Origin of the sequence: Mesorhizobium sp. B3-1-8 (assembly GCF_006439495.1) — a bacterium.
GTDB lineage: Bacteria > Pseudomonadota > Alphaproteobacteria > Rhizobiales > Rhizobiaceae > Mesorhizobium.
Genome location: NZ_VFTK01000016.1, coordinates 92,575 through 116,448, shown reverse-complemented (window position 1 = coordinate 116,448; position 23,874 = coordinate 92,575). Strand labels below are relative to the sequence as shown.

The following is a 23,874-nucleotide window of genomic DNA, read 5'->3' as shown; positions in this document are numbered from 1 at the left end:
AGAACAGCAATGCGCACCAAAACCAGCATCCGCGTCGTCGGCTGCCACGCCGAGGGCGAGATCGGCGATGTCATCGTGGGCGGCGTGCTGCCGCCTGCCGGCCGCACGATGATGGAGAAGATGATCACGATGGAACGCGATCACGACCATATCAGGCGCATGCTGATCTGCGAGCCGCGCGGCAGCGTTGCCCGACATGTCAATCTCCTGGTGCCCTCGACGCGCGAGGATTGCGCCGCGGGCGCCATCATCATGGAGCCGACCGAATATCCGCCGATGTCCGGCTCCAACACGATCTGCGTCGCCACGGTGTTGCTCGAGACCGGCATGGTGCCGATGCAGGAGCCCGAGACGCGCTTCAAGCTGGATATGCCCGGCGGCGTCATCGAGGTGTGCGCCGAATGCAGCGACGGCAAATGCCTGTCGATCACGCTGCGCAATGCCCCCGCCTTCGCCGAGCGCCTCGATGCCAATATCGAGGTGGAAGGGCTCGGCACGATCAAGGTCGATATTGCCTATGGCGGCATGTTCTACGCGATTGTCGATGCGCCCGCGCTCGGCTTCTCGGTCACCCCCGACGAGGCCCGCGAATTGGCCGTGGCCGGCGAGAAGGTCCGCCGCGCGGCGCGCGAGCAGCTCGATGTCGTGCATCCGCAGTTCGACAATGTGCGCGGTGTGTCGATCGTGCAGTTCGCCATGCCGTTCCAGGGGCCGGGCAACGTCACGCGCAACACCTGCATCGTCTCGCCAGGACGCTCAGACCGCAGCCCGACAGGAACCGGCACCTCGGCCCGCATGGCCGTGCTGCAGGCGCGAGGCCAGATGAAGGCCGGCGAGGTGCTGATCCATGAATCGATCATCGGCTCGCGCTTCACCGGCAAGATCCTCGAACTCACCGAAGTCGGAGGGCGCAAGGCGATCGTGCCGCAGATAACCGGCAGAGCCTGGATCACAGGAGAGCACAACTACTATCTCGATCCGACGGATCCCTATCCGCAAGGCTATGTGCTGTCGGATACCTGGGGCACCTCGACTTCGGTGACGCAATAGAATTTCCTGCAGTGCGCCGGCTCGGATCACTCGAGCGCCCAGACGCTTCCAGCTTTTGGCCGGTGCGTTTGCGCTTGCAGAATGTCAGCGGACCTTGCAGGGAGGCGCCTGCTCTGATTCCCTGCGGTTGGTGGGGGTCGCCTGATTCGCGTGCTTGCTTCGGTTCCGCATGATCGTGCGGCGGAGCCGCAGGTGCCTTCGGTAGAAAGATGAGGAAATGACCGCCAAGCCGGAAATCCTGGAGATGAGGCCCAAGATCACCGTTGTCGGGGTCGGGGGCGCCGGCGGCAACGCCGTCAACAACATGATCGCCGAAGGGCTGCAGGGCGTCGAGTTCGTCGTCGCCAACACCGATGCCCAGGCGCTCACCATGTCGAAGTCGTCGCGGCTGATCCAACTGGGTGCGCATGTGACCGAGGGCCTGGGCGCCGGGTCCTTGCCCCAGGTCGGGAGCGCTGCCGCGGAAGAATCCATCGACGAGATCATGGATCACCTTGCGGGAACGCATATGTGCTTCATCACCGCCGGCATGGGCGGCGGCACGGGGACGGGCGCGGCGCCCGTGATCGCGCGTGCCGCGCGCGATGCCGGCATCCTGACGGTGGCCGTCGTCACCAAGCCTTTCGTGTTCGAAGGCAAGCGCAGGACGCAGGCGGCCGAGGAAGGCATCGAACGCCTTCGCGAGAGCGCCGACACCGTGATCGTCATCCCGAACCAGAACCTCTTCAGGGTCGCCGACGCCAGGACCACGTTCGCCGACGCCTTCGCCATGGCGGACCGCGTTCTCTACGCGGGTGTCGGCTGCATCACCGATCTCATCGTCAAGGAAGGCCTGATCAATCTCGATTTCGCCGACGTGAAGTCGGTGATGCGGGACATGGGCCGGGCGATGATGGGAACCGGCGAGGCCTCCGGAGAGGGGCGCGCCAAGATCGCGGCCGAGGCGGCGATCGCCAATCCGCTCCTCGATGAAGCTTCCATGTCCGGCGCCAGGGGGCTGCTCGTGTCGATCTGCGGCGGCATGGACATGACGCTGTTCGAGGTCGACGAAGCCGCGACGCGGATACGCGAAGAGGTCGACGCCGATGCCGACATCATCGTCGGCGCCATCTTCGACCAGGCATTGGCGGGAAAGTTCCGCGTGTCCGTCGTCGCGACCGGACTGCGCAAGAGCGCCGACATCGCGCAATTCGAGCAGAGGATCGCCTGAGACCACGGCGACCTCACGGCTGCACTAGCCCCCGACGGCACGATGCAATCGGCCGATATCCGTTTCCGGCGGCGAACAATCACGACCGCATGGACCCATATCTGTCCAGTTTGGACAAATTCATTGGTCCGTTCGACAGGAGTCGATTTAAGTTCCGGCAGGGAGGAGTAGAACTTAGCGACGATCGATGAAGCGTCGCGCCCCCCGGGAGGACTATCTTGCTCTTTGCCGTCCACTGTCTCGACCATGCCGATGCGCTTGCGCGCCGGCTTGCCAATTACGATGCCCACAAGGCCTATCTTGCCGCCGGATCGGTCGCGACCGTAATCTCCGGGCCGCTGGTCGCTGCGGACGGTGCGACCATGATCGGCTCGCTCTTCGTGTTTTCCGCGGACAGCATCGAAGATGTGAAGGCGTTCAACGCCGCCGACCCGTTCAATGCCGCCAATGTCTGGCAAAGCGTCAGCATCAATCCCTTCCTGCTGCGTGTCGACAATCGCGGCTGACGGGGAGAGGCTCGATGAAAAGCTTCGTCTATAATGGCCAGCCGGCGCGCGTCGTCTTCGGATCTGGCACCATTGCAAGGCTGCCGGAGGAGATCGACCGTCTGGGGCTGAAGCGTGTGCTCGTGTTGGCAACGCCGCCGCAGGAGGCGGACGCGCGGCGTCTGGCCGGATCGCTTGGCGGCACCGCGGCCGGGGTCTATGCCGGGGCGACGATGCATACGCCCGTGTCCGTGACCGAGGACGCGCTGCGGGTCGTGGCGGAACTCGAGGCCGACGGGCTGGTCGCGGTCGGCGGCGGCTCCACGACGGGCCTCGCCAAGGCGATCGCGCTGCGCACCGACCTGCCGCAGATCGTAATGCCGACGACCTATGCCGGCTCGGAAATGACACCCATCCTCGGCGAGACGAAGGATGGCGTGAAGGTCACCCAATCGAGCCCGCGCGTGCTGCCGGAAGTGGTCATCTACGACGTCGACCTGACGATGACGCTTCCCGCCGCGTTGTCGGGGACAAGCGGCATGAACGCCATCGCCCATGCGGTCGAGGCGCTCTACGCGAGGGAAAGCAACCCGGTTATAAACCTGATGGCCGCCGAGGCCATCGGCGCATTGGCGAGCGCCTTGCCGGTCATCGCCGAGAAGCCGCATGACCGCGATGCACGCTCCAAGGCGCTTTACGGCGCCTGGCTCTGCGGCATCTGCCTCGGCTCGGTCGGCATGGCGCTGCACCACAAACTTTGCCACACGCTGGGCGGCAGTTTCGATCTGCCGCATGCGGAGACCCATACGATCGTGCTGCCGCATGCGCTGGCCTATAACGCCCCCGCCATTCCGGCGGTCATGGAAACCCTGCGGGCCGTGCTGAAGACGAACGACCCGGCGACGGCTCTCTACGATCTTGCGGGCAGGATCGGCGCAAAGCGCGCCCTGTCTGAGATAGGCATGCCGTCCGACGGGATCGACACCGCGACGGACCGCGCGCTGGCCAATCCCTACTGGAACCCGCGGGCGCTGGAGCGGGAACCGATCCGGGCTCTTATTGCGCGCGCCTATGCCGGCGAGCCGCCGCAGGCCTGAGAACCCGAACGTCCCTCGAGGAGTTATCGCCATGACAGGCACCGCAGACGCCGCTCGACCGAAATATCCCTATTTCGAGGAAGAGACCTCGGTCGACGTGGTCAACGCGCGCATGGGGCCGGATGTCGACCCGCGCCTGCGGCAGGTGATGGGCGTGCTGGTGAAGCACCTGCACGCCGCCATCAAGGAGATCGAGCCGACGCATGAGGAGTGGCTGCAAGGCATCAAGTTCCTCACCGATGTCGGCAAGATGTGCTCCGACTGGCGGCAGGAATTCATCCTTCTTTCCGATACGCTCGGCGTTTCGATGCTTGTCGACGCGATCAATCACCGGCGTCCGAACGGCGCCACGGAAAACACCATCCTCGGACCGTTCTATGTGCCGGAGGCCCCGCGCTACGAGCACGGCGCTAACATCTGCCTCGACGGCAAAGGCGAGCCGATGGTGGTGCGCGGTCGCGTGCTCGACACGCAAGGCAAGCCGATCGCCGGCGCGCTGATCGACGTCTGGCAGACCAATGACGACGGCTTCTACGACGTCCAGCAGAAGGACGTTCAGCCCGACTGGAACCTGCGCGGGGTCTTCACCGCCAACGACAAGGGCGAGTACTGGTATCGTTCGGTCAAGCCGCGCTACTATCCGATCCCCGACGACGGACCGGTCGGAAAGATGCTCGCCGCGCTCGGGCGTCATCCGAACCGCGCGGCGCATGTGCACTACATCGTCAGCGCGCCGGGTTACGATCCCGTCATCACCCACATCTTCGCGCCCGATTGCCGCTACCTCGCCGAGGACGCGGTCTTCGGCGTGAAGGATTCGCTGATCGCCGATTTCACCAAAGTCACCAACCCGAAAAAAGCTCACGAGCTCGGTTTCGACGCTCCGTTCTGGTCCGTCGAGTGGGATTTCGTCCTGGCTCCCAAGACCGCCGGAACTTGAAGCTGGGCAGTTTCGTCCAAATTGGACAAAAGCTGGCGTCGAGCCGCCTGATCGGCGTATCCTTCCGCGCTGGAAGGAGAATGTTCGGATGAACGATCACGAGTTCCTGCGCGTCTATGATTTCGTGGATCGCCTGCGCAGACCTTTCCTCGGCGTCACCGATGTCGAGGACGAGGCCGCCTGGCGCATCATCCACTACCTCATGCGCTCGGAGCTCGAGGGCTATCCGGTGACGATCAGCAAGCTCGCGCTGGTCTCCAATCTCCCTCACGGCACCGCGATCCGGCGCATCCAGGGCATGATCGACGGCGGATTGATCGAAAGGCGGGCGGCTTCCGAAACGGCCAAGCGCTTCACGCTTCACCCGACGGCACGCCTCTCGAACCTCGCCGTCAATTATGCGGCGGAGACAAAAGCCCTGATCGCCGAGATCGTCGGCGGCCGCAACAATGAGGAGCATGAGGCCGACTATTATTTCGGCGCGCCGCAGCGCGGCAGTCCGATCATTCCACCGATCAACCTTTTGACCAACAGGGTCACGAAAGGCGTCGAGCTGCAGTTCCTGCTGAACGACGACAATTACTTCGCCGCCATGCGCAACACGTGGTCGGACTTCCGCAACAATCTGGCGAGTGCCAAGAGCTTCAAGCTGGTGCATCAGAACGATCTTTACCGGGAGGGCCTGGCGAACGGCGCGCGCACCATCTCGGCCTACGACATGATCGCGATCGACATGCCTTGGCTCGGAGAATTCGCGAGCAAGGGACTTGTCCTGCCGATCGGCGAGACGATCCGCGAATCCGGCATCAACCCGATGGATTTCCATCCGTCGATCTGGTCGACGACGACCTGGCAGCGCGTCGAATACGGTGTGCCGATCTATTGCACGATAGAGGTGCTGGCCTGCCGGTCGGATCTCTTCGAAAGCGAGGGGCTGTCGCTGCCGCGCACCTTCGACGACGTCATCAGCGCCGGGCGCGCATTCCACAATCCGGCCGCGGAACGCTACGGCATCGCCTGGAACGCGGCGCACCGGCCGCTGGCATCGAGCTTCATGTTCTTCCTCGGCTGCTGCGGCCAGACCGTGCTGTCGATCCGCCGCACGCCGACGGGCTATTCCACCGAAAATCTCGATGCGCAGCATATGCGGCCGCAGATCGACAGCGAAGCCGGCCTTCTGGCGCTCGACTACATGCATCGCATGCTGGAGATCGCCCAGCCCGGCGCGCTCGAGGCGCATTGGGACGATTCCTGCGCGGTCTTCCTGCGCGGCCAGAGCGCGATGGGCTATGTCTGGACGATGCGCGCCGCCCAGTTCGAGGCCGAAGTCCGCTCCGCCGTCAAACGCCGCGTCGCCTACGTTCCGCAGCCTTCAGGACCGGGCGGCACCAACACCTCGCCGATCGGCGGGTTCCTGTTGTGCATTCCTTCCAACATCGACCCGAAGCGTCTGCCGCTCGCGGCCGAAGCGCTTGCCTGGATGGCATCGCGCGAGGCCATGAAGGAGCATGTGAAGAACGGCTTTCCCGTCGCGCCGCGTTTCTCGGTCAGCGCGGATCCGGAGGCGATCGGCAGCTCGCAGCTCGTGCGCTTCGTGGGCAGCCTCGCCAACCGCAATCTGCTGCGCAACTGGCAGCGCCCGCCGGTGCCGTTCTACACCGGCATGGAGCGCATCATCGGCGAGGAGGTTCACGACGCGCTTTCCGGCCGCAAATCCGACCGAGTGGCCCTGAAAGACGCCCAGGACCGCATCGAGCGGATCGTCGACCGCGTCGGCTGAATCCGTTTTCTTGCGACGCGCCTTGAAGCAGTTCAGCGTTTGATGGAATCGCCTGCTGCAACTCCTTGTTTTTGCGCAATTCCAAAGGAGAACCGCAGTGCGGTTCTCCTGAAATCTCTTTGTTTTGACGCAATTCCGGACGGAAAACCGCTCACACTTTTCCGGGAATTGCTTTAGGCGATCGCCCGTATCGAGCCGCCATCCACGCCCCAGACGGAGGAGGTGACAAAGGAGGCGAGATCGGAGGCCAGGAAGACGATGACGTTGGCCACTTCCTCCGGCTTGCCGAGGCGACCGAGCGGCAGCTGGCGCAGCGACATCTCGTGCTCGACGGCCTTCTGCGGCTCCATATTGTGAAACTTGCCCATGGTTTCGGCAAAGCCGCCGGGCTGGGTCCAGAACGGCGTCCAGATCGGGCCGGGAGCCACGGCGTTGATGCGGATGTTGTTGGCGCCTTCGGTGCGCGCCAGACCCTTGGTCAGGGCGAGCACCGCCGCCTTGGACGCCGAGTAGTCGATCGGAACGCCTTCCGGTTGGCGCGCAAGGTCCGAGCCGTTGTTGACGATCGCGCCGTGTCCCTGCTTGCGCATGACCGGCAGGACGACGCGCGTCGTGCGGACATAGCTCATGAAGTTGAGCGAGAAGGTCTTGTCCCACTCGGCGTCGGTCAGTTGGTCGAAGGTCCGCACCGCGCCGGCGCCGACATTGTTGACGAGGACGTCGACAGTGCCGCCGAAATGGGCGATGGCGGCCGTCACCTTTTTCTCGATATCATCTGCCGAGGAAAGGTCGGCCTTGAACGTCGCGGCCGTGCCGCCGGCAGCCGTGACCGCGGCCGACGTCTCGGCGAGGGCCGCTTCGTCGATGTCGAAAAGCGCCACGCGGCTTGCCTCGCGGCCGAACGCGATCGCCGTTTCGCGGCCGATGCCCTTCGCCGCCCCGGTGATCAGCACCACCTTGCCCTTGAGATTGGTTTCCATTTTGATCCTCCCTATCTTGCGGCGAATTGCGCCATGGTGGTTTCGAACGAGCGTCGCGCCGCCTCTTCGAGCGGCAGCACGCGATGCCTCTTTGAGATCACTTCGACCGAGTAGAAGCCATCGAAGCCGGTCTTGCGGATCGCGTCGATGAAGGCGGGTGGATTGAGCACGCCCTCGCCACAGAGCCGGCGTTCGTAGATCGTGTCTTCCCAAAGCGTGCCGACGACCTTCTCATCCGCGTCGTCGAGCTCGACCGAGACGACATATTGCTTCGGCACGGCGGCCACGGCTTCGTAGGGGATGCCGCCGCGGCCGACATGCCAGATGTCGAGCAGCAGGCCGCCATTGGCCTTCGCCGCGCCTTCGACGATGGCGCGCGCGGTTTCCAGGGTGCGCACGTTGGAGAACGGCATCACCTCCAGCGCTATCCTGGTCCCGTAACGGGCGGCGTCGTCGCAGATCGCGGCGAAGCTGTCCGTGACCTGCCCAAGGTCGATCGTGTCGGCATCGAATTCCGGCGCGATCTTGACGTCGCGGGCGCCGAGCGTCTCCGCCGCCTCGAAGAGCTCGCGCCGAACCTTGTCCGATGCGGCGCGCAGGGCGCCGGACGCGAACCAGTGGGTGATGAACTCCAGCTCGACATGCGGCATGCCATTGGCGTCGAGGATGCGGCGCATCTCCTTCAGGCCGATCTTCTCGCGCGTCGCCTGCAGATCGGCATGGATCAGGCCGACGCCCTTGTATCCGGCCCTGGCCGCCGCCTCGACACGCCGGGCGAACGGAAAGGGGCTGATCTCGTTCGGCGCGAACGGATAGACGTCGCCGGAGATGGTCCAGTAGGCGGCAACGAGTTCAATGGGTTTGCTCATCATGTTCTCCTCAGACCGAGGCGCCTTCCGATCCGGTGCGGAAATCGAAGCTGGTCGTCAGGCCGCCGTCGGCGATGATCTCGGCGCCATTGAGCGCAGTGGAGGCGTCAGAAAGCAGGAAGAGGCCGGCGCGGGCGACCTCGGCCGGATCAAGGATGCGGCCGGCCGGCTGGCGGTTGGCGCGCGCGGCGAGGAAGCGGTCCGGATCGTTGGCGGATTTCATGTGCCGCTCGAAGAGGCCGGCGAGCATCGGCCCGGGGCTCAGCACGTTCGCGCGTATGCCCTGGCGCGCATGGTCCATCGCAACTGTGCGGGTAAGCTGGCGGACCGCGCCCTTCGAGGCGGCGTAGACGGCAAGCTGCTGCTCGGCGAAGGTCGCGTCGATGCTGGCGACCGCCACGATCGGGCCGCCGCCGCGCGCGGTCATCAACGGCAGCATGGCGCGAAAGGCGAGCGCCGTGCCGATGAAATTGACCGACATGGTCCTTTCCATCGCCGCTTTGTCGAATTCGAGGATGGTGCCGACATTCAGCATGGCCGCCGACGTCACGAGGCCAAGCGTTCCAGGATTTTCCCTGGTGATCATGTCCGTGATGCCGGCCCAGGTCGTCTCGTCGGTAACGTCGCCCCGGACATGCGAATAGCGTTCGCTTGCAAGGCTCTCGGGCGCCGGCGCGAGATCGACGCCGATCGTGCGCACGCCGCTGTCGGTCAGCAGCCGGGCAATGTTAGTACCAAGACCAGAAGCCGTTCCGGAGACCACGACAAGGTCCGGCAAGGCGTTGCTAAAGACTGGCTCCGTGGCCATGGGGTATTCCTCTTTTCTGACGTCGGGAAGGGTGAGGCACGGCGGCGGGCCGCCGTGCCTCGGATGCGGATAATCAGCGGCCGAGCGCGGCGTTGCAGTCGGCGACGTTGGCCTTGGTGATGATCTCGTGCGGCAGGAAGATCTGCTTCTCCACCTTCTTGCCGTCGAGGAGATCGGCGACAGCCTGCGCGGCATATTTGCCGTCGTCGATCGGCGACTGCAGGACGGTGGCGTATTGCGTGCCGTCCTTGATCTGGTTGACGCCCTCGATCGAGCAGTTGGAGCCGACCAGGACCAGGCTTGCCGGATCGATGCCGGCGCGCTTGGCGGCGACGATCACGCCTGACATCATGTTGTCGGCCTGCGCATAGACGCCCTTCACGCTTGAGCCGAGCTGGGTAAAGAGGGCGGCGGCGGCATCCGTCGCCTTGGTCTGGTCCCAGTTGCCGTTCTGCTTGCCGGCCACCTGAATGCCGCTCGCCTTCTTGCCCAGGACATCCTCGAAGCCCTGCGAGCGCTGGATCTGAGGCGGTGTTCCGGGAACGCCCTCGACGATGAAGACCTTGCCGTCGCTGCCGAGCTTCTTGTCGGCGAAACCCTTGATCATGGCTTCGCCGGCGGACTCGCCGTTGCCGATGTCCGACGGGCCGGTGAAGACGTCCCAGAATTGCGAATATTTCTCGTCCGGCCGCGAGTTGGTGATCACCAGCGGGATGCCGGCCTGCTTGATCTTGCGCAGCGACGGCACGATGGCGCTCGCATCCGCGGGCCAGAGCACTATCGCGTCCGGCTTCTGGGCGATCGCCTGGTCGACCTGCGAGGCCTGCTCGGCGGCGTCGTAGTTGTTGATCTTGACCTCGAGATCGATGCCCGCGGCGGCCGCGACCTCCTTGAAGGCGCGCTGGTGGAGCGCGCAATATTCGCATTCTTCCGTGACCGTCAGCAGGATCACCTTCGCGCCCTTGGCCGCGGCGAAGGCCATTCCCGGCGCCATCAGTCCTCCGACGACCGTGGTCGCCAGCAAAAGTTTGGTGAGTTTTGCGAAGTTCATTTTGGTTACTCCTCCCGTTTCAAGGTTGCACGTTCCCCCGCACCGCCGATCGGCTCGGCGGCGTTGCAAGGATCCGTCGGTGTTTCCGCTAGGCGGAATGCACAGCCCGCGACATTGCGAGCCGTTCGCTCATCCATGCGCCCAACTGACCGTCGAGCAGCACGATCCCCATCAGCACGAGGCCGTTGGCGAAGAGTATCCCCGTCGCCCCCATGCCGATCAGACTCAGTCCATTGTTCATCACCGTCAGGATCAGCGATCCGAGCAGGACATGCGCGGGTGTGCCGGAGCCGCCGCTGAGGGCGACGCCGCCGACGATCGCGGCCGAGACGGCCTGCAGCATCAGCGTGCTGCCGGTGGTCGCCGCGGCGCTGGCGAGGCTCATCGACAGCAGGCTTCCCGCGAGCGCGGCCGTGGCGGCGGAAAGCACGAAGACGATCACCAGCGAGCGGCCGACCCTGGCGCCGCTCGCCGCCGCGACCTGGGGCTTGCTGCCGACGACGCGGATGTCGCGTCCCATCAGCGTGTAGTGCATGAACAGGCCGACGAGCAGGAAAGCGGCAAGCGTCACGACGCTGCGCCAGGAAAGGACGGTCAGCAGCGGATCGTCCAGGGCCATGCCGAGGTCGAAATTGTCGGTGCTGATGACCTTGCCGCCGGCGAGCCAGAAGGCGAAGCCGGAGAGCGCCATCATCGAGCCGACGGAGACAACGAGCGACGACACCTTGAAGCGGCTGATCACGAAGGCATTGACCAAGCCGACAAGCACGGCGAACGCCAGCGCGGCGACCATGCCATGGACGAGATTGCCGGCGCCGATGACGAGCGTGATCAGGCCGCCCACGGCGACCATGGAGCCGACGCTCAGATCGAACTCGCCGGCAATCATCGTCAACGACAGGCCGAGCGCGACCATGCCAAGCAGCGCGAAGGACTGCATGAGGGCATAGAGATTGCGGCCGCTGATAAAAGCCGGATTCCAGATCGCGAAGGCGGCGACGAGAGCGGCGAGAAGGACAAGGCGCAGCAGCGTCGCGCCGGAGATCATCTTCGACTTGCGGATCGCGGCCATGGTCTTACCTCCTGAAGCCGAGCGCCAGCGCGCCGAGGATCACCGAGCCGATCACCACCAGGCCCTTGACGATGAGCTGGATCTCCAGCGACAGGCCCTTGAGCAAAAGGATGTTGGAGATCATCGCCAGGAACACGGCGCCGATCGCCGCGTCGAGTATCCGGCCCTGGCCGCCCTTGATCGCCACGCCACCGACGAGCACGGCGGCGATCGCGTCGAAATCCAGCCCCGCGCCGAGCTTGAGGTTGCCCTGCGCCGCCTGCGAGCCATAGAGCGCGCCGGCAAAGGCCGCAGCCATGGCTGCAAACATGTAGGCGAGCACCAAAGTACGCCCGACGCGCAGGCCGGTGAAGCTGGCGGCCTTCGGGTTCAGCCCGATCAGGCGAAGCTCCCGGCCGAAGCGGGTCCGCTCGACGATGAAGCTCAGCACGATCGCCGCCAACAGGAAGAGCAGGATCTGATTGGGCAGGCCGAGGGTCCGTCCGACCCCGAGCCAGCTCGCGTCTCCCTGGCCCACGACCGTCAGGCCGCCGGAATAGAACGAGCCGGCGCCGGTGATGATCGAAGCCATCGCTATCGTGGTGATGATCGGATTGGTGCGGAACAGGCCGACAGCGATACCCTGGGCCAATCCGAACAGCCCGCCGATCAGGACCACCAGGATCACACTCGCGAACAGGCCGAAATGCAGGAAGGATGCAAAGAGAATGGTGGAGACGGCGGCCGTCGCGCCCATCGACAGCATGAATAGATTGCCGGAAAGCGTGATCAGCGCCATGCCGACCGCGGCGATGCCGACCGCGGACGTGGAGTACATGATCGCCGACACATTGGCGCCGGAGGAAAAGCCGGGAATGGTGAATGTTGCCCACAAGGCGAACAGCACCGTGGCTGCCCACACCGCGGTGGACTGGATGCGCTCCGGCCGCATCAGGCTGGCGCCGAGCGCCGCCGCGTCGAATCCGACCAAGGCCCTGCCTCCGCTCCTTATATTGCCGTTGATGCTCATGCCGCCCTCCCGATGTCCGGACCGCGGACGACGTCGCCCAGGATGGAATCCATGGTCGTCTCCTCGACCGGCAGGTCGCGAACGATCTCGCCGCGGAAGACTGTGATCACGCGCTGCGACAGCTCCCGGATCTCTTCCAGGTCCGTCGAAAAGAACAGGACGACCAACCCCTCGCGGGCGAGCGCCTGGATTTCGCGGTAGATTTCGGTGCGGGCGCCGACATCGACACCGCGTGTCGGCTCGTTGAGCACCAGGATCCTGGGCGAGAGCGCGACCGACTTGGCGATAGCCACTTTCTGCTGGTTGCCGCCCGAAAGCGTCGACGCCGCAGCCGGCAGCCGGCGGACGTCGATCTGGAACCGGCGGGCAAGCTCGCCCGCCTGCCTGCGCGCATCGGCAAGCGTCAGCACGCCGAAGCGGTTGAGGCGGTCAAGGATCGCCGCTGTGAGGTTGACCTCGATGGGGGCTCCGAGGAAGAGGCTCTTGCCGGCGCGGTCCTCCGAGACATAGGCGATACCGGCACGGCTCGCCGCCGCAATCGAAGTGACCTCGACCGAAGAGCCGTCGACCCTGATCGTGCCGGCATAACGCCGCTCCAGGCCTGCCAGCGTTTCGACCAGCGCATTGGCGCCGGAGCCCAACTGACCGATGACGCCGACGATCTCGCCGGCGCGGAAGGCAAGATCGACGGGGCGGTATTTTCCCGCGACGCCAAGTCCCGCAAGCTCGATCACCGTCGCCGCCTTGGGCCCGGCCCGGTCGCGCGTTGCATGCGCCGAGGTTACCTCGCGACCGATCATCTCGGTGACGAGCTCGTCATTGGTCCATTGCGCGGTCGGTTTCGTCAGGATGCGCTGTCCGTTCCGGAACACGGTCGTGCGATCGGTGAGGGCGAAGATCTCCGGCAGGCGATGGCTGATATAGACGACGGCCGTTCCCTTGGCGCGCAGCCAGCGCACCGTCGCGAAGACCCGCTGGATCTCGGCGTCGGAAAGGCTCGCGGTCGGTTCGTCGAGGATGAGCACGCGCGCTCCGCGCATCACGGCGCGGCAGATTTCGAGGAGCTGCTGCTCGGCGATCGACAGGATTCCGGCCTCGAGGTTGAGCGGAATATCGGACAGCCCGAGCTGATCCAGCGTCTCGCGTGCACGCGCCCTGTAGCGGGCGCGGATGTAGAGCTGGGAGATATCGGGATCGCCGAGAAGCACATTGTCCAGCACGGACAGATGCGGAATGATCGACAGCTCCTGATAGACGACGGAAACGAGCTTCGGGTTGGTAAGCTCGCCGGGCCGCAGCAAATGCCCGCCGACGCGGATCTCGCCCTCGTCAGGCGGCATGAGGCCGGCAATCATACGCACCAACGTGCTCTTGCCGGCGCCGTTCTCGCCGCAAAGAGCATGGATCTCGCCGGCGTGAAGATCGAAGTCGATGCCTTTCAGCGCATGGACCCCGCCGAACGACTTGCGCAAGTTCGTGACCGTGAGAACGGCTTGCATAGCTCGTGAAACCTCCCAACACCGCGCCTCCGAGCGGTGCCAAAAGGCTTAAACGACAAGTTCGCCGGGGGTCGGGGGTAAATGGTCCATATTGGACTTTCGGTCCTGCCAGCGCATCGTTACCGCGCGGGCTATGTGCAGCACTCCATCTCGGAGCAACCGATGAATCTGATCTGCGCGAGCTGGCGAGCAGGTCTACGGAGCGTCTTCTTTAGTCGGTCTGGATCCAGACCGCCTTGGTCTCCAGATACTCGTGCAGATGCTCGACGCCGCCCTCGCGCCCGTAGCCTGACATCTTCATGCCGCCGAACGGCACGGCCGGGTCGATGGCGTGATACATGTTGACCCAGACCGAGCCGGCCTTGACGCGGCGGGCGAGCTTGTGCGCGGTGCCGAGATTGGTGGTGAATATGCCGGCCGCGAGTCCGTAAGGCGTCGCGTTGGCGCGTGCGACGACCTCATCCAGCGTGTCGAAGGGCATCGCCGAGATGACCGGCCCGAAGATCTCTTCCCGCGCGATGGTCATCTTGTCCGACACCGCGCCGAAGACGGTCGGCGCGATGAAGTTGCCGCCGTCATAGAGCTCGCCCGTCAGCCTTGAGCCGCCGGCGACCAGCCTGGCGCCTTCGTCGTTGCCGGCCTTGATGTAGCCTTCCACCTTGCCGGCCTGCCTCGCATTGATCAGCGGCCCGATCTCGGTTTCCGCCTCGATGCCGTGGCCGATGCGCAGCTTGCCGGCGAACTCGGCGACCCGGCGCACGAATTCGTCATGGATCTCGCGCGCCACGAACAGGCGTGAGCCGGCAATGCAGATCTGGCCGGAATGCACGAACACCGCCATCGCCGCGACCGGCACGGCCTTGTCGATATCGGCGTCGCGGCAGACGATGATCGGCGACTTGCCGCCAAGCTCCAGCGAGACGCGCTTGAGGTTGGCGACGCCGGCGCGGGCGATGGCCTGGCCGGTCAGCGTCGAGCCGGTGAAGACGATCTTGTTGACGTCGGGATGCTCGGCAAGCCGCGCGCCGGCCTCGGCGCCGGTTCCGGTGACGATGTTGACGACACCGTCGGGCACGCCGGCTTCCTGCATCAACCGTGCGATCAGGAGCGGCGTCAGCGATGCATCCTCCGACGGCTTCAGCACGATGGTGCAGCCGGTCGCCAGGGCCGGCGCGATCTTCCAGATCGAGGCGGCGGTCGGGGCATTCCAGGGGATGATCGCGCCGACGACGCCGACCGGCTCGCGCCGGGTGAAGGTGACGATCTCGCCGGGGATCGAATTGTCGATCGCTTCGCCATGCAGCGCGGTCGCCATGCCGCCATAGAAGCGCAGCATGCCGATGACCCGGCGCCGGTTGGCCAGCGTGCGGGTGATTGGCAACCCCATGTCGAGCGTGTCGGAGACGCTGAGCTCTTCCCAATGTTTCTCGAACAGGTCGGCGATCCGCAAAAGCACGCATTGCCGCTCGTAAGGCGAGAATTTTGACCAGGGGCCTTCGAAGGCCGCGCGCGCCGCGGCCACCGCCGCGTCGATGTCGGCGGCCGACCCGCGCGGCACGGTTGCCAGCACTTCGCCCGTCGCCGGGTTCAGCGCCTGCATCTCCTCACCGGATTGCGCCGCGATCCACTTGCCGCCAACGAACATCGGCCGGAATTCGCCATGGTAGAGCGTGGTGGCCTTCGCCCTCGGGTCGAAGTTCAGGGTCATCGTCTCCTCCTCACGAATTCCGACGCGACTATTACTCCGGCTGCCGGCGACCTCAAACAAGGAAAGCTAAAAGGGCGTTCAGATAATCGGACAACGCGCGTCTTCTCCGTCGGCAATGCATCGACAATGGAGAGCTTTGCAGCGAAGCCCGATCTGGTCCCAGTCGGTATTGGGCGGCTGCCGGTGGCACAGGCCTGTGTCGGTCCGGCAGGCTAACCGGCGGCGGCCTCTTCCATCGCCCGACAGTTTTGCAAGGTGCAAGGTTGCGCCAGGCCCGGCCGGCGGTTATGCCGGTCGATATTTCCAGACGAAAGGCAGAACCGATGAAGGTCGTTTCCACCTCCAAATCGCATGGCGGTATCCAGGGTGTCTATTCCCACGCTTCCGAGGTCTGCGCCTGCGACATGACCTTCGCCGTCTTCGCGCCGCCCCAGGCCAAGGACGGGCCGCTCCCGGTCCTGTGGTACCTGTCGGGCCTCACCTGCACGCATGCCAACGTCATGGACAAGGGCGAGTACCGGCGGCTGGCATCCGAGCTTGGGCTCGTCATCGTGTGTCCGGATACCAGCCCGCGTGGACCTGACGTTCCCGACGAGAAGGACAATTGGCAGTTCGGCTGCGGCGCCGGTTTCTACCTCGATGCAACGCAGGAGCCCTATGCGAAAAACTATCGCATGTATTCCTACATCACCGAGGAACTGCCGGCGCTGATTGCCGCCAACTTCCCGGTCGACATGGCACGCCAGGCCATCTTCGGCCATTCGATGGGCGGACATGGCGCGCTGACGATCGCGCTCAAGAATCCGCAACGCTACCGGAGCTGCTCGGCTTTCGCGCCGATCGTGCAACCGTCGACGGCCGGCTGGTCGCGGCCGGCCTTCGAAAAATATCTCGGGCCGGGCGAGAAGAGCTGGCGGGCCTATGATGCCACGCTGCTGATCGAGGACGGCAAGCGTTTTCCGGAATTCCTCGTCGACCAGGGCACGGCCGACGGCTTCCTGCAGGACGGCCTTCGGCCATGGCTGCTCGAAGAGGCCTGCAAGAAGGCGGGCATCGACCTCACCCTGCGCATGCAGGACGGCTACGACCATTCCTACAATTTCATCTCGACTTTCATGGACGATCACCTGAAGTGGCATGCCGCGCGGCTGGCTTGATTATCTTCCGTAAAATGCGCGCCCGGCCGCGCTGGAATGGTCTATTCCGCGTCAGCCATGGCTGACCATCGGGCATTCACCTTCTGGTGAGCGCGAGAATTTCCGGCGGAACATTCGTCTTTTCGCGCTGTTACATCCTGGCAGCAGCGCGGAAAGGAGCTTCCTGATGGAAAATCCGCAATCCACGGCAAGCATAGCTGGCCATCCCATCCATCCGATGCTCGTCACCATCCCGATCGCCTGTTTCGTCGGGACCTTGCTCACCGATATCGTCTATTGGCAGACAGCCGAAATGACCTGGGCCAATTTTTCGGCCTGGCTTGTAACCGTCGGTGTCATCGTCGGTATTCTGGCCGCCATCGCGGGGCTTACCGACTTTCTTGGCGACCGCAAGATACGCGCTCAGCCGACGGCATGGCTGCATATGGCCGGCAATCTCGTCGCGCTTGTTTTGTCCTTCTTCAACATGCTCATCCACACCCGCGATGCCTGGACGTCCGTCGTGCCAACCGGGCTGATCCTGTCGGCGCTGGTGGTGATCATCCTGATCTTCACCGGCTGGCTCGGCTGGGGGCTGGTCTATCGCCATCATGTAGGAGTGGCCGATGAGACGGTCTGACAGCGCGATCAAATGGACGACCGCGGCGCTTTGCTGCGCAATGGCCGTGGGCGTTGCCGGCTGCAGCGACGACAACACCGACCCGAACACGCAGATCGGCCCGAATCCGAAACTGCCGGAGATAAACCAGTACCTGTTCCCGCCGATGCATCTGGCCTCGGTGGTCGGGTGGAAAAACGACGAAAAGCCGACCGTCGCGCAGGGCCTGCAGATCGAGGCGATGGCTAAGGGGCTTCAGCATCCGCGCTCGCTTTACGTGCTGCCCAATGGCGACATATTGGTGGTGGAATCGACGGCGCCGACCGAAGCATCCGTCAAGCGGCCCAAGGACATCGTCATGGGCTGGGTCGAGAACTGGGTCACTTCCGGCGGCGACACCGGGCCGAGCAACCGCATCACCCTGTTGCGCGACACCAATGGCGACGGCAAGCCGGACTACCAGGGCGTGTTCCTCGACCATCTCAACTCGCCCTTCGGCGTGGCGCTGGTCGGCAACGACTTTTATGTCGCCAATACGGACGCGATCGTGCGCTATCCCTATCAGCCGGGCGACACCAAGATCACGGCGCCGGGCAAGGTGCTGACGCAACTGCCGGGCGGGCCGATCGATCATCACTGGACGAAGAGCCTGGTGGCGAGTCCCGACGGTGCGCTGCTCTATGTCGGCGTCGGCTCGAACTCCAACATTACCGAGAACGGCATCCAGGCCGAGAAGGACCGCGCCGCGATCTGGGAGGTCGACCGCGCCACCGGCCGCTGGCGCATTTTCGCCAGCGGGTTGCGCAACCCCAACGGCCTGTCGTTCGAACCTGAAAGCAAGGCGCTCTGGACGGTGGTCAACGAGCGCGACGAACTCGGGCCCAATCTCGTGCCGGACTACATGACCTCGGTTAAGGACGGCGCTTTCTATGGCTGGCCCTACAGCTACTACGGCCAGCATGTCGATCCGCGCGTGATGCCGCAGCGGCCGGACATTGTGGCGAAGGCCATCCCGCCGGACTACGCGCTGAGCTCGCATGTCGCGCCGCTCGGGCTTGCCTTCTACACCGCAAGCAACCTGCCGCAATCCTATCGCGGCGGCGCCTTTGTCGGCGAGCATGGCAGTTGGGACCGCTCCCGCTTCAACGGCTACAAGGTGGTCTTCGTGCCGTTCAGCGGCGGGCATCCTAACGGCATGGCGCAGGACGTCGTCACCGGCTTCCTCAACGACAAGGGCGAGGCGAGGGGCCGCCCGGTCGGCGTTGCCGTCGATAAATCGGGCGCCCTGCTGATTGCCGACGATGTCGGCAACACGGTGTGGCGGGTCACCGCCGCGGCACCCGGCTCCACGTAGGAACCTGGCTCAATCCCCGGACATCGAGCGGGCCATGTCGAGGAAGGCCCGCACGAGCTTGCCGCCGCTGCGCTCGCGCAGGCAGATCAGCGCTTCGTCCATCAGCGTCTCCGGCGCGTCGATTGTGATCGGCACCAGCCGCGAGTCGTGGCCGAACTCGGCCGCCGAGACGAAACCGACGCCGGCTCCGGAGGCGACGATCTCGCGCACGGCCTCACGGCCTTCCGCTTCGATGGCGGGCTTCAGCTCGACATTCGAAGCCGCGGCAAGGTCTTCCAGCTTCTTGCGCGTTTTCGAACCGCGCTCGCGCATCACGAGCGGTTCCTGCGCGAGCTGTCCGAGTGTCAGCGATTTCCTGTCCGACAACGGGTGTTCGGCGGAGACGAAGGCGGTGATCGGCGTCGAGTTGAGTTTGAGCATCTCGAAATCGCGTCCCGCCGGCATTTCGCCGAGAACGCCTATATCGGCTTCATAGCTGTAAAGGCTGCTGATCACGGTTTCCGTGTTACCGGAGCGCACGGACACCTGGACGCCGGGGTAGCGGGCGCGAAAGGCGCCAAGGATATGCAGCAGATGGTGCGCCGCGTCGGCAACGATGCGCAACGTGCCGGAGCGCAACGCGCGCGATTCGGTCAAAAGTTCGAGCGCCTGCTGCTCGGTCTCGAACATGCGGTGGGTGATCTCGAGCAGCCTCTGGCCCTGAGTGGTCAGCGTGACCTGCTTCTTGTTCCGGTTGAACAGGAGCACGTCATATTCTTCCTCCAGTTTGCGCACCTGGTCCGAAATCGCCGGCTGGGTCAGGAAAAGCGCCTCCGCCGCACGCGAGAAGCCGCCGGAAATGGCCACCTGATGAAATGCTCTGAGTTGGACATAACGCATTCGCGTGGTTCCCGTATTGGCGCCTGAGCGTCAGGCTGTTATCATCAATCAGATCGATACATCAATACAAAATAACGATTTTACAAATATGTCCTACCGGCCGAGAATGACTGTCATATTCCGATGACAGGATCGAAGTGGGAGGGCAGCATGCTCGCTGAGATGAAACTTGCGGCGGCCAAGCCGCTGGATGGGCCGGCACTCGGCGAACCTTATCTGCTGACGCCCGGCCCGCTCACCACGGCCTACGCGGTCAAGCAGGCGATGCTGCGCGACTGGGGCTCCTGGGACGGTGATTTCCGCGCCATGACCGCCGAGCTTCGCCGCCGCCTGCTGGCGCTCACCGGCGACAGCCGTGACGAGTTCGACTGTGTGCCGATGCAGGGCAGCGGATCGTTCTGCGTCGAAGCCATGCTCGGTTCATTCGTTCCCAGGGATGGCAAGGTCCTGGTTTTAGCCAACGGCGCCTACGGTCTGCGCGCGGCGCAAACCATGCAGTATATCGGCCGCGCCTACACGTTGATCGACAAGGGCGACTATCTGCCGCCGCGCAGCGAAGAGGTCGCGGCGGCTCTCGAGGCCGACCCCGCCATCACCCATGTCATCGCCATCCATTGCGAAACCAGTTCCGGCATCCTCAACCCGGTCGCCGAGATATCGGAGGCTGTCTATGCCAACGGCCGCAAGCTGCTGGTCGATTCCATGAGCGCGTTCGGCGCCATCCCGCTCGACGTCAACGAGATCCGATACGAGGCGATGGTGTCGTCGGCCAACAAATGCATCGAGGGCGTGCCGGGTTTCGGCTTCGTCATCGCCCGCAAGGGCGAGCTGGAGGCCGCGAAGGGACGCAGCCATTCGCTGTCGCTCGACGTCCATGCGCAATGGGCGAACATGAACAAGACCGGGCAGTGGCGCTACACGCCGCCGACGCATGTCGTCGCGGCCTTCCTCGAGGCGCTGCGCCTGCACGAGGCGGAAGGCGGCGTCGCCGGCCGCGGCGCGCGCTATACGCTGAACCGCGACGTCATGGTGGCCGGCATGCGCGCGCTCGGCTTCGAGACGTTGCTCAAGGATCGCTGGCTGTCGCCGATCATCGTCACCTTCTTCAACCCTGCGCATCCGAACTTCGCCTTCGACAGGTTCTACGAACTGATGAAGGACAAGGGCTTCATCATCTATCCGGGCAAGCTCACGGTCGTGGACTCCTTCCGCATCGGCTGCATCGGCCAGATGGACGAGCATGTCATGCGCCGTGTGGTCGAAGCAGCCTCCCAGTCGCTGAACGAAATGGGCGTCGACACCGCCGCCCCGTCCCCCGCCGCTATCGCCGAGCGCGCCAAGCTCGCCGCCTGAAGGTCTTTTGAGGATTTCCGATGAACCAGATGTCTCCCGTCAACGTCACGGCCAACGGCCGTTCCTATGCCTGGCCGCGCGTGCCGGCCATCGCCATCTGCCTCGACGGCTGCGAGCCGGCCTATCTCGACGAGGCTATTCATGCCGGACTGATGCCAGCGCTCGAAAAGATCAAGAAGAAGGGCACGGTGCGCTTCGCCCATTCGGTGATCCCGAGCTTCACCAACCCCAACAATCTGTCGATCGCCACCGGCCGGCCGCCAGCTGTGCACGGCATCTGCGGCAACTACCTCTACAACCCGGAGACGGGCGAGGAGGTGATGATGAACGACCCGAAGTTCCTGCGCGCGCCGACGGTGTTCCAGACCTTCTACGATGCAGGCGCCAAGGTGGCGGTGGTGACGGCCAAGGACAAGCTCAGGGCGCTGCTCGGCAAGGGACTGAAGTTCGACGACGGCCGGGCGATGTGCTTCTCGGCCGAGAGGTCCGACACCACGACGAAAGCCGAGCACGGCATCGACAACGCGTCGAAGCATTTCGGCCTGCCAGTACCCGAGGTCTATTCCGCGGAGCTTTCGGAATTCGTCTTCGCCGCCGGCGTGCAACTCCTGAAGGAGTTCCGGCCGGACGTGATGTATCTTACCACCACCGACTACGTGCAGCACAAATACGCGCCGGGCGTGCCCCAGGCCAACGCCTTCTACGAGATGTTCGACAAATACCTGGCGCAGCTGGATGCGCTGGGCGCGGCGATCGTCGTCACGGCCGACCACGGCATGAAGCCGAAGCACCATGCCGACGGCTCGCCCAACGTGGTCTATGTGCAAGACCTTCTCGACGAATGGCTGGGCAAGGACGCCGCCCGTGTCATCCTGCCGATCACCGACCCCTATGTCGTGCATCATGGGGCGCTGGGCTCCTTCGCCACCGCCTACCTTCCCAAAGGCGCGGACCGCGAGGCGGTGATGAAAAAGCTGCGTAAGGTCGAGGACATCATCCTGGTGCTCGGCCGCGAGGAAGGCTGCGCCCGCTTCGAACTGCCCGAGGACCGCATGGGCGACATCATCCTGATCTCGGGCGAGAACAAGACGATCGGCACGTCCGAACACCGGCACAATCTGGCCGCGCTCGACGAGCCATTGCGCTCGCATGGCGGGCTGACCGAGCAGGAGGTGCCCTTCATCGTCAACCGCGTGCTGCCGGACCTGCCGAACGAGCCGGTTCTGCGCAACTTCGACGCCTTCTACTACGCGACGATGGCGGCCGCGCTGGGTTGAGTTGGGCGTGGCGGTCGACCCCCACTCCGCCGAGCTTCGCTCGGCACCTCTCCCCCGATCGACGGGGGAGAGGAAAGGCGCCCAGTCGATTAGGCGGCGCTTTGGGCTGGAGGGTTTGGACTGCCAAGGATCAAGCGCCGACGCCGACTAATTTCCTCTCCCCCGTCGATCGGGGGAGAGGTGGCCCGAAAGGCCGGAGTGGGGGGTCGACCCCGCGACGTATCCAAGACTGGAACCAACCCATGACCCAACTCGATCCCGCCATCAAAGTCCGCCACGAACCGATGCGCATCGCCGGCGAGAAGGTCGACGCCGAGCAGAGGCTGGAAGTGCGCTTCCCCTGGAACGATACCGTCATCGGCACGGTGCCCGCGGGCGGGGCGGAGCATGCCAGGCGCGCCTTCGAGATCGCGGCTGCCTACCAGCCGAAGCTGACGCGCTACGAGCGGCAGAAGATCCTGCTCAGGACCGCCGAGCTGCTCAATGCCCGCAAGGACGAGCTGTCGGACCTCATCACGCTGGAGCTCGGCATCTCCAAGCAGGATTCGCTCTACGAGGTCGGTCGCGCGTTCGACGTTTTTACCCTCAGCGGTCAGTTGGCCATCCAGGACGACGGGCAGATATTTTCCTGCGATCTCACCCCGCATGGCAAGCAGCGCAAGATCTTCACCATCCGCGAGCCGCTCAACGCGATCTCGGCGATCACCCCGTTCAACCATCCGCTCAACATGGTGTCGCACAAGGTGGCGCCGGCGATCGCCACCAACAATTGCGTGGTGGTCAAGCCGACCGAGCTGACGCCGATCACCGCGCTGATGCTGGCCGACATCCTCTACGAGGCCGGGCTGCCGCCCGAAATGCTTTCGGTCGTCACGGGCTGGCCCGCCGATATCGGCGACGAGATGATCGCCAACCCCAACATCGACCTCATCACCTTCACCGGCGGCGTGCCGGTCGGCAAGATGATCGCGTCGAAGGCCGGCTACAAGCGCCAGGTGCTGGAGCTCGGCGGCAACGATCCGCTGATCATCCTCAACGATCTTTCGGACGAGGATCTGGCGAAGGCCGCCGATCTGGCTGTCGCGGGCGCCACCAAGAATTCCGGCCAGCGCTGCACGGCAGTGAAGCGCATCCTGGTGCAGGAAAAGGTTGCCGATCGTTTCGTGCCGATGGTGCTGGAGCGTGCCAAGGCGATCCGCTTCGGCGATCCGCGCGACCCGGCAACGCAGCTCGGCACGGTGGTGCACGAGAAGGCTGCGGCGCTGTTCGAAAGCCGTGTCCACATGGCGGCCGAGCAAGGCGCCGAGGTGCTTTACAATCCCGGCCGCAAGGGCGCGTTGCTGCCGCCGATCGTCGTCGACCGCGTGCCGCACCAGTCCGAGCTGGTGATGGAGGAAACTTTTGGGCCGATCGTGCCGATCGTGCGCGCGCCGGACGATGACGAGGCGCTGATCGCGTTGTCGAACTCCACGGCCTTCGGCCTGTCGTCGGGCGTCTGCACCAACGACTTCCGCCGCATGCAGAAATACATAACCGGCCTCAAGGTCGGCACCGTCAACATCTGGGAAGTGCCGGGATACCGCATCGAGATGAGCCCGTTCGGCGGCATCAAGGATTCGGGCAACGGCTACAAGGAAGGTGTCATCGAGGCGATGAAGAGCTACACCAACGTCAAGACCTTCTCCTTGCCTTGGTAAG

Annotated in this window: 21 protein-coding genes; 12 read left to right on the top strand and 9 right to left on the bottom strand. The window is 64.5% G+C overall.

The window, feature by feature from the left end:
• Positions 1-9 precede the first annotated feature (9 nt).
• The 6 genes from FJ424_RS16740 to FJ424_RS16715 all read left to right on the top strand — a co-directional run bounded on the left by FJ424_RS16740 (position 10) and on the right by FJ424_RS16715 (position 6,562).
• The gene (locus tag FJ424_RS16740; RefSeq protein WP_140651248.1) at positions 10-1,050 is read left to right on the top strand and encodes a proline racemase family protein; all 1,041 of its coding nucleotides are present in this window, start codon (positions 10-12) and stop codon (positions 1,048-1,050) included.
• A gap of 217 nt (positions 1,051-1,267) precedes the next feature.
• Positions 1,268-2,260, top strand: a complete 993-nt coding sequence (gene ftsZ / locus FJ424_RS16735; protein ID WP_040996104.1) for a cell division protein FtsZ — start codon at positions 1,268-1,270, stop codon at positions 2,258-2,260.
• A 218-nt stretch (positions 2,261-2,478) separates the two neighbouring features.
• Complete coding sequence (locus FJ424_RS16730; RefSeq protein ID WP_140651249.1) at positions 2,479-2,766, top strand: YciI family protein; 288 nt, start codon at positions 2,479-2,481, stop codon at positions 2,764-2,766.
• Positions 2,767-2,780: 14 nt separating this feature from the next.
• A complete protein-coding gene (locus tag FJ424_RS16725) occupies positions 2,781-3,842 on the top strand; it encodes a maleylacetate reductase (RefSeq protein WP_140651251.1) in 1,062 nt (353 codons plus the stop codon).
• A 31-nt stretch (positions 3,843-3,873) separates the two neighbouring features.
• Positions 3,874-4,782 carry an intradiol ring-cleavage dioxygenase gene (locus FJ424_RS16720; RefSeq protein WP_140651253.1) on the top strand — a complete coding sequence of 303 codons (909 nt, stop codon included), beginning with the start codon at positions 3,874-3,876 and terminating at the stop codon, positions 4,780-4,782.
• An 88-nt stretch (positions 4,783-4,870) separates the two neighbouring features.
• A complete protein-coding gene (locus tag FJ424_RS16715) occupies positions 4,871-6,562 on the top strand; it encodes an extracellular solute-binding protein (protein ID WP_140651254.1) in 1,692 nt (563 codons plus the stop codon).
• A 173-nt stretch (positions 6,563-6,735) separates the two neighbouring features.
• Here the strand turns inward: FJ424_RS16715 and FJ424_RS16710 are convergent, their stop codons facing one another.
• The 8 genes from FJ424_RS16710 to FJ424_RS16675 all read right to left on the bottom strand — a co-directional run bounded on the left by FJ424_RS16710 (position 6,736) and on the right by FJ424_RS16675 (position 15,558).
• The gene (locus FJ424_RS16710) at positions 6,736-7,542 is read right to left on the bottom strand and encodes an SDR family oxidoreductase (RefSeq protein ID WP_140651256.1); all 807 of its coding nucleotides are present in this window, start codon (positions 7,540-7,542) and stop codon (positions 6,736-6,738) included.
• An 11-nt stretch (positions 7,543-7,553) separates the two neighbouring features.
• A complete protein-coding gene (locus tag FJ424_RS16705) occupies positions 7,554-8,411 on the bottom strand; it encodes a sugar phosphate isomerase/epimerase family protein (protein ID WP_210239422.1) in 858 nt (285 codons plus the stop codon).
• A 10-nt stretch (positions 8,412-8,421) separates the two neighbouring features.
• The gene (locus tag FJ424_RS16700; protein WP_181181962.1) at positions 8,422-9,219 is read right to left on the bottom strand and encodes an SDR family oxidoreductase; all 798 of its coding nucleotides are present in this window, start codon (positions 9,217-9,219) and stop codon (positions 8,422-8,424) included.
• A 73-nt stretch (positions 9,220-9,292) separates the two neighbouring features.
• Entirely contained in the window at positions 9,293-10,270 is a 978-nt protein-coding gene (locus tag FJ424_RS16695; RefSeq protein WP_140651261.1) for a sugar ABC transporter substrate-binding protein, read from the bottom strand.
• Positions 10,271-10,358: 88 nt separating this feature from the next.
• Positions 10,359-11,342 carry an ABC transporter permease gene (locus tag FJ424_RS16690; RefSeq protein ID WP_140651263.1) on the bottom strand — a complete coding sequence of 328 codons (984 nt, stop codon included), beginning with the start codon at positions 11,340-11,342 and terminating at the stop codon, positions 10,359-10,361.
• Positions 11,343-11,346: 4 nt separating this feature from the next.
• On the bottom strand, positions 11,347-12,312 hold the full coding sequence (locus FJ424_RS16685; RefSeq protein ID WP_226892199.1) for an ABC transporter permease: 966 nt from the start codon (positions 12,310-12,312) through the stop codon (positions 11,347-11,349).
• Positions 12,313-12,347: 35 nt separating this feature from the next.
• Entirely contained in the window at positions 12,348-13,850 is a 1,503-nt protein-coding gene (locus FJ424_RS16680; RefSeq protein ID WP_140651264.1) for a sugar ABC transporter ATP-binding protein, read from the bottom strand.
• A gap of 211 nt (positions 13,851-14,061) precedes the next feature.
• On the bottom strand, positions 14,062-15,558 hold the full coding sequence (locus tag FJ424_RS16675; RefSeq protein WP_140651266.1) for an aldehyde dehydrogenase family protein: 1,497 nt from the start codon (positions 15,556-15,558) through the stop codon (positions 14,062-14,064).
• Between the two features lie 323 nt (positions 15,559-15,881).
• Between FJ424_RS16675 and fghA the strand changes: the two genes are divergently transcribed.
• The 3 genes from fghA to FJ424_RS16660 all read left to right on the top strand — a co-directional run bounded on the left by fghA (position 15,882) and on the right by FJ424_RS16660 (position 18,667).
• Complete coding sequence (fghA, locus tag FJ424_RS16670) at positions 15,882-16,715, top strand: S-formylglutathione hydrolase (RefSeq protein ID WP_140651267.1); 834 nt, start codon at positions 15,882-15,884, stop codon at positions 16,713-16,715.
• A gap of 166 nt (positions 16,716-16,881) precedes the next feature.
• A complete protein-coding gene (locus tag FJ424_RS16665; RefSeq protein WP_140651269.1) occupies positions 16,882-17,334 on the top strand; it encodes a DUF2231 domain-containing protein in 453 nt (150 codons plus the stop codon).
• Between the two features lie 40 nt (positions 17,335-17,374).
• The gene (locus FJ424_RS16660; RefSeq protein ID WP_246677272.1) at positions 17,375-18,667 is read left to right on the top strand and encodes a sorbosone dehydrogenase family protein; all 1,293 of its coding nucleotides are present in this window, start codon (positions 17,375-17,377) and stop codon (positions 18,665-18,667) included.
• Positions 18,668-18,676: 9 nt separating this feature from the next.
• On the opposite strand, the gene FJ424_RS16655 is transcribed toward FJ424_RS16660, so the two are convergent.
• Positions 18,677-19,546, bottom strand: coding sequence for a LysR substrate-binding domain-containing protein (locus tag FJ424_RS16655; protein ID WP_140651273.1), 870 nt, complete (start codon positions 19,544-19,546; stop codon positions 18,677-18,679).
• Positions 19,547-19,696: 150 nt separating this feature from the next.
• Here FJ424_RS16655 and FJ424_RS16650 point away from each other — a divergent pair, with 150 nt between their 5' ends.
• The 3 genes from FJ424_RS16650 to phnY all read left to right on the top strand — a co-directional run bounded on the left by FJ424_RS16650 (position 19,697) and on the right by phnY (position 23,873).
• Positions 19,697-20,899, top strand: coding sequence for a 2-aminoethylphosphonate--pyruvate transaminase (locus FJ424_RS16650; protein WP_140651274.1), 1,203 nt, complete (start codon positions 19,697-19,699; stop codon positions 20,897-20,899).
• Between the two features lie 20 nt (positions 20,900-20,919).
• A complete protein-coding gene (gene phnA / locus FJ424_RS16645; RefSeq protein ID WP_140651276.1) occupies positions 20,920-22,176 on the top strand; it encodes a phosphonoacetate hydrolase in 1,257 nt (418 codons plus the stop codon).
• Between the two features lie 242 nt (positions 22,177-22,418).
• On the top strand, positions 22,419-23,873 hold the full coding sequence (gene phnY / locus FJ424_RS16640; RefSeq protein WP_140656535.1) for a phosphonoacetaldehyde dehydrogenase: 1,455 nt from the start codon (positions 22,419-22,421) through the stop codon (positions 23,871-23,873).
• The last annotated feature ends 1 nt before the right edge of the window (position 23,874 follow it).

What these genes read in the sequence shown, in the direction of transcription:
- FJ424_RS16740 (WP_140651248.1), top strand. Translation starts at nt 10, where the DNA reads ATGCGCACCAAAACCAGCATCCGCGTCGTCGGCTGCCACGCCGAGGGC.
- ftsZ (WP_040996104.1), top strand. Translation starts at nt 1,268, where the DNA reads ATGACCGCCAAGCCGGAAATCCTGGAGATGAGGCCCAAGATCACCGTT.
- FJ424_RS16725 (WP_140651251.1), top strand. Translation starts at nt 2,781, where the DNA reads ATGAAAAGCTTCGTCTATAATGGCCAGCCGGCGCGCGTCGTCTTCGGA.
- FJ424_RS16720 (WP_140651253.1), top strand. Translation starts at nt 3,874, where the DNA reads ATGACAGGCACCGCAGACGCCGCTCGACCGAAATATCCCTATTTCGAG.
- FJ424_RS16715 (WP_140651254.1), top strand. Translation starts at nt 4,871, where the DNA reads ATGAACGATCACGAGTTCCTGCGCGTCTATGATTTCGTGGATCGCCTG.
- FJ424_RS16710 (WP_140651256.1), bottom strand. Translation starts at nt 7,542, where the DNA reads ATGGAAACCAATCTCAAGGGCAAGGTGGTGCTGATCACCGGGGCGGCG.
- FJ424_RS16705 (WP_210239422.1), bottom strand. Translation starts at nt 8,411, where the DNA reads ATGAGCAAACCCATTGAACTCGTTGCCGCCTACTGGACCATCTCCGGC.
- FJ424_RS16700 (WP_181181962.1), bottom strand. Translation starts at nt 9,219, where the DNA reads ATGGCCACGGAGCCAGTCTTTAGCAACGCCTTGCCGGACCTTGTCGTG.
- FJ424_RS16695 (WP_140651261.1), bottom strand. Translation starts at nt 10,270, where the DNA reads ATGAACTTCGCAAAACTCACCAAACTTTTGCTGGCGACCACGGTCGTC.
- FJ424_RS16690 (WP_140651263.1), bottom strand. Translation starts at nt 11,342, where the DNA reads ATGGCCGCGATCCGCAAGTCGAAGATGATCTCCGGCGCGACGCTGCTG.
- FJ424_RS16680 (WP_140651264.1), bottom strand. Translation starts at nt 13,850, where the DNA reads ATGCAAGCCGTTCTCACGGTCACGAACTTGCGCAAGTCGTTCGGCGGG.
- FJ424_RS16675 (WP_140651266.1), bottom strand. Translation starts at nt 15,558, where the DNA reads ATGACCCTGAACTTCGACCCGAGGGCGAAGGCCACCACGCTCTACCAT.
- fghA (WP_140651267.1), top strand. Translation starts at nt 15,882, where the DNA reads ATGAAGGTCGTTTCCACCTCCAAATCGCATGGCGGTATCCAGGGTGTC.
- FJ424_RS16665 (WP_140651269.1), top strand. Translation starts at nt 16,882, where the DNA reads ATGGAAAATCCGCAATCCACGGCAAGCATAGCTGGCCATCCCATCCAT.
- FJ424_RS16660 (WP_246677272.1), top strand. Translation starts at nt 17,375, where the DNA reads ATGGCCGTGGGCGTTGCCGGCTGCAGCGACGACAACACCGACCCGAAC.
- FJ424_RS16655 (WP_140651273.1), bottom strand. Translation starts at nt 19,546, where the DNA reads ATGCGTTATGTCCAACTCAGAGCATTTCATCAGGTGGCCATTTCCGGC.
- FJ424_RS16650 (WP_140651274.1), top strand. Translation starts at nt 19,697, where the DNA reads ATGCTCGCTGAGATGAAACTTGCGGCGGCCAAGCCGCTGGATGGGCCG.
- phnA (WP_140651276.1), top strand. Translation starts at nt 20,920, where the DNA reads ATGAACCAGATGTCTCCCGTCAACGTCACGGCCAACGGCCGTTCCTAT.
- phnY (WP_140656535.1), top strand. Translation starts at nt 22,419, where the DNA reads ATGACCCAACTCGATCCCGCCATCAAAGTCCGCCACGAACCGATGCGC.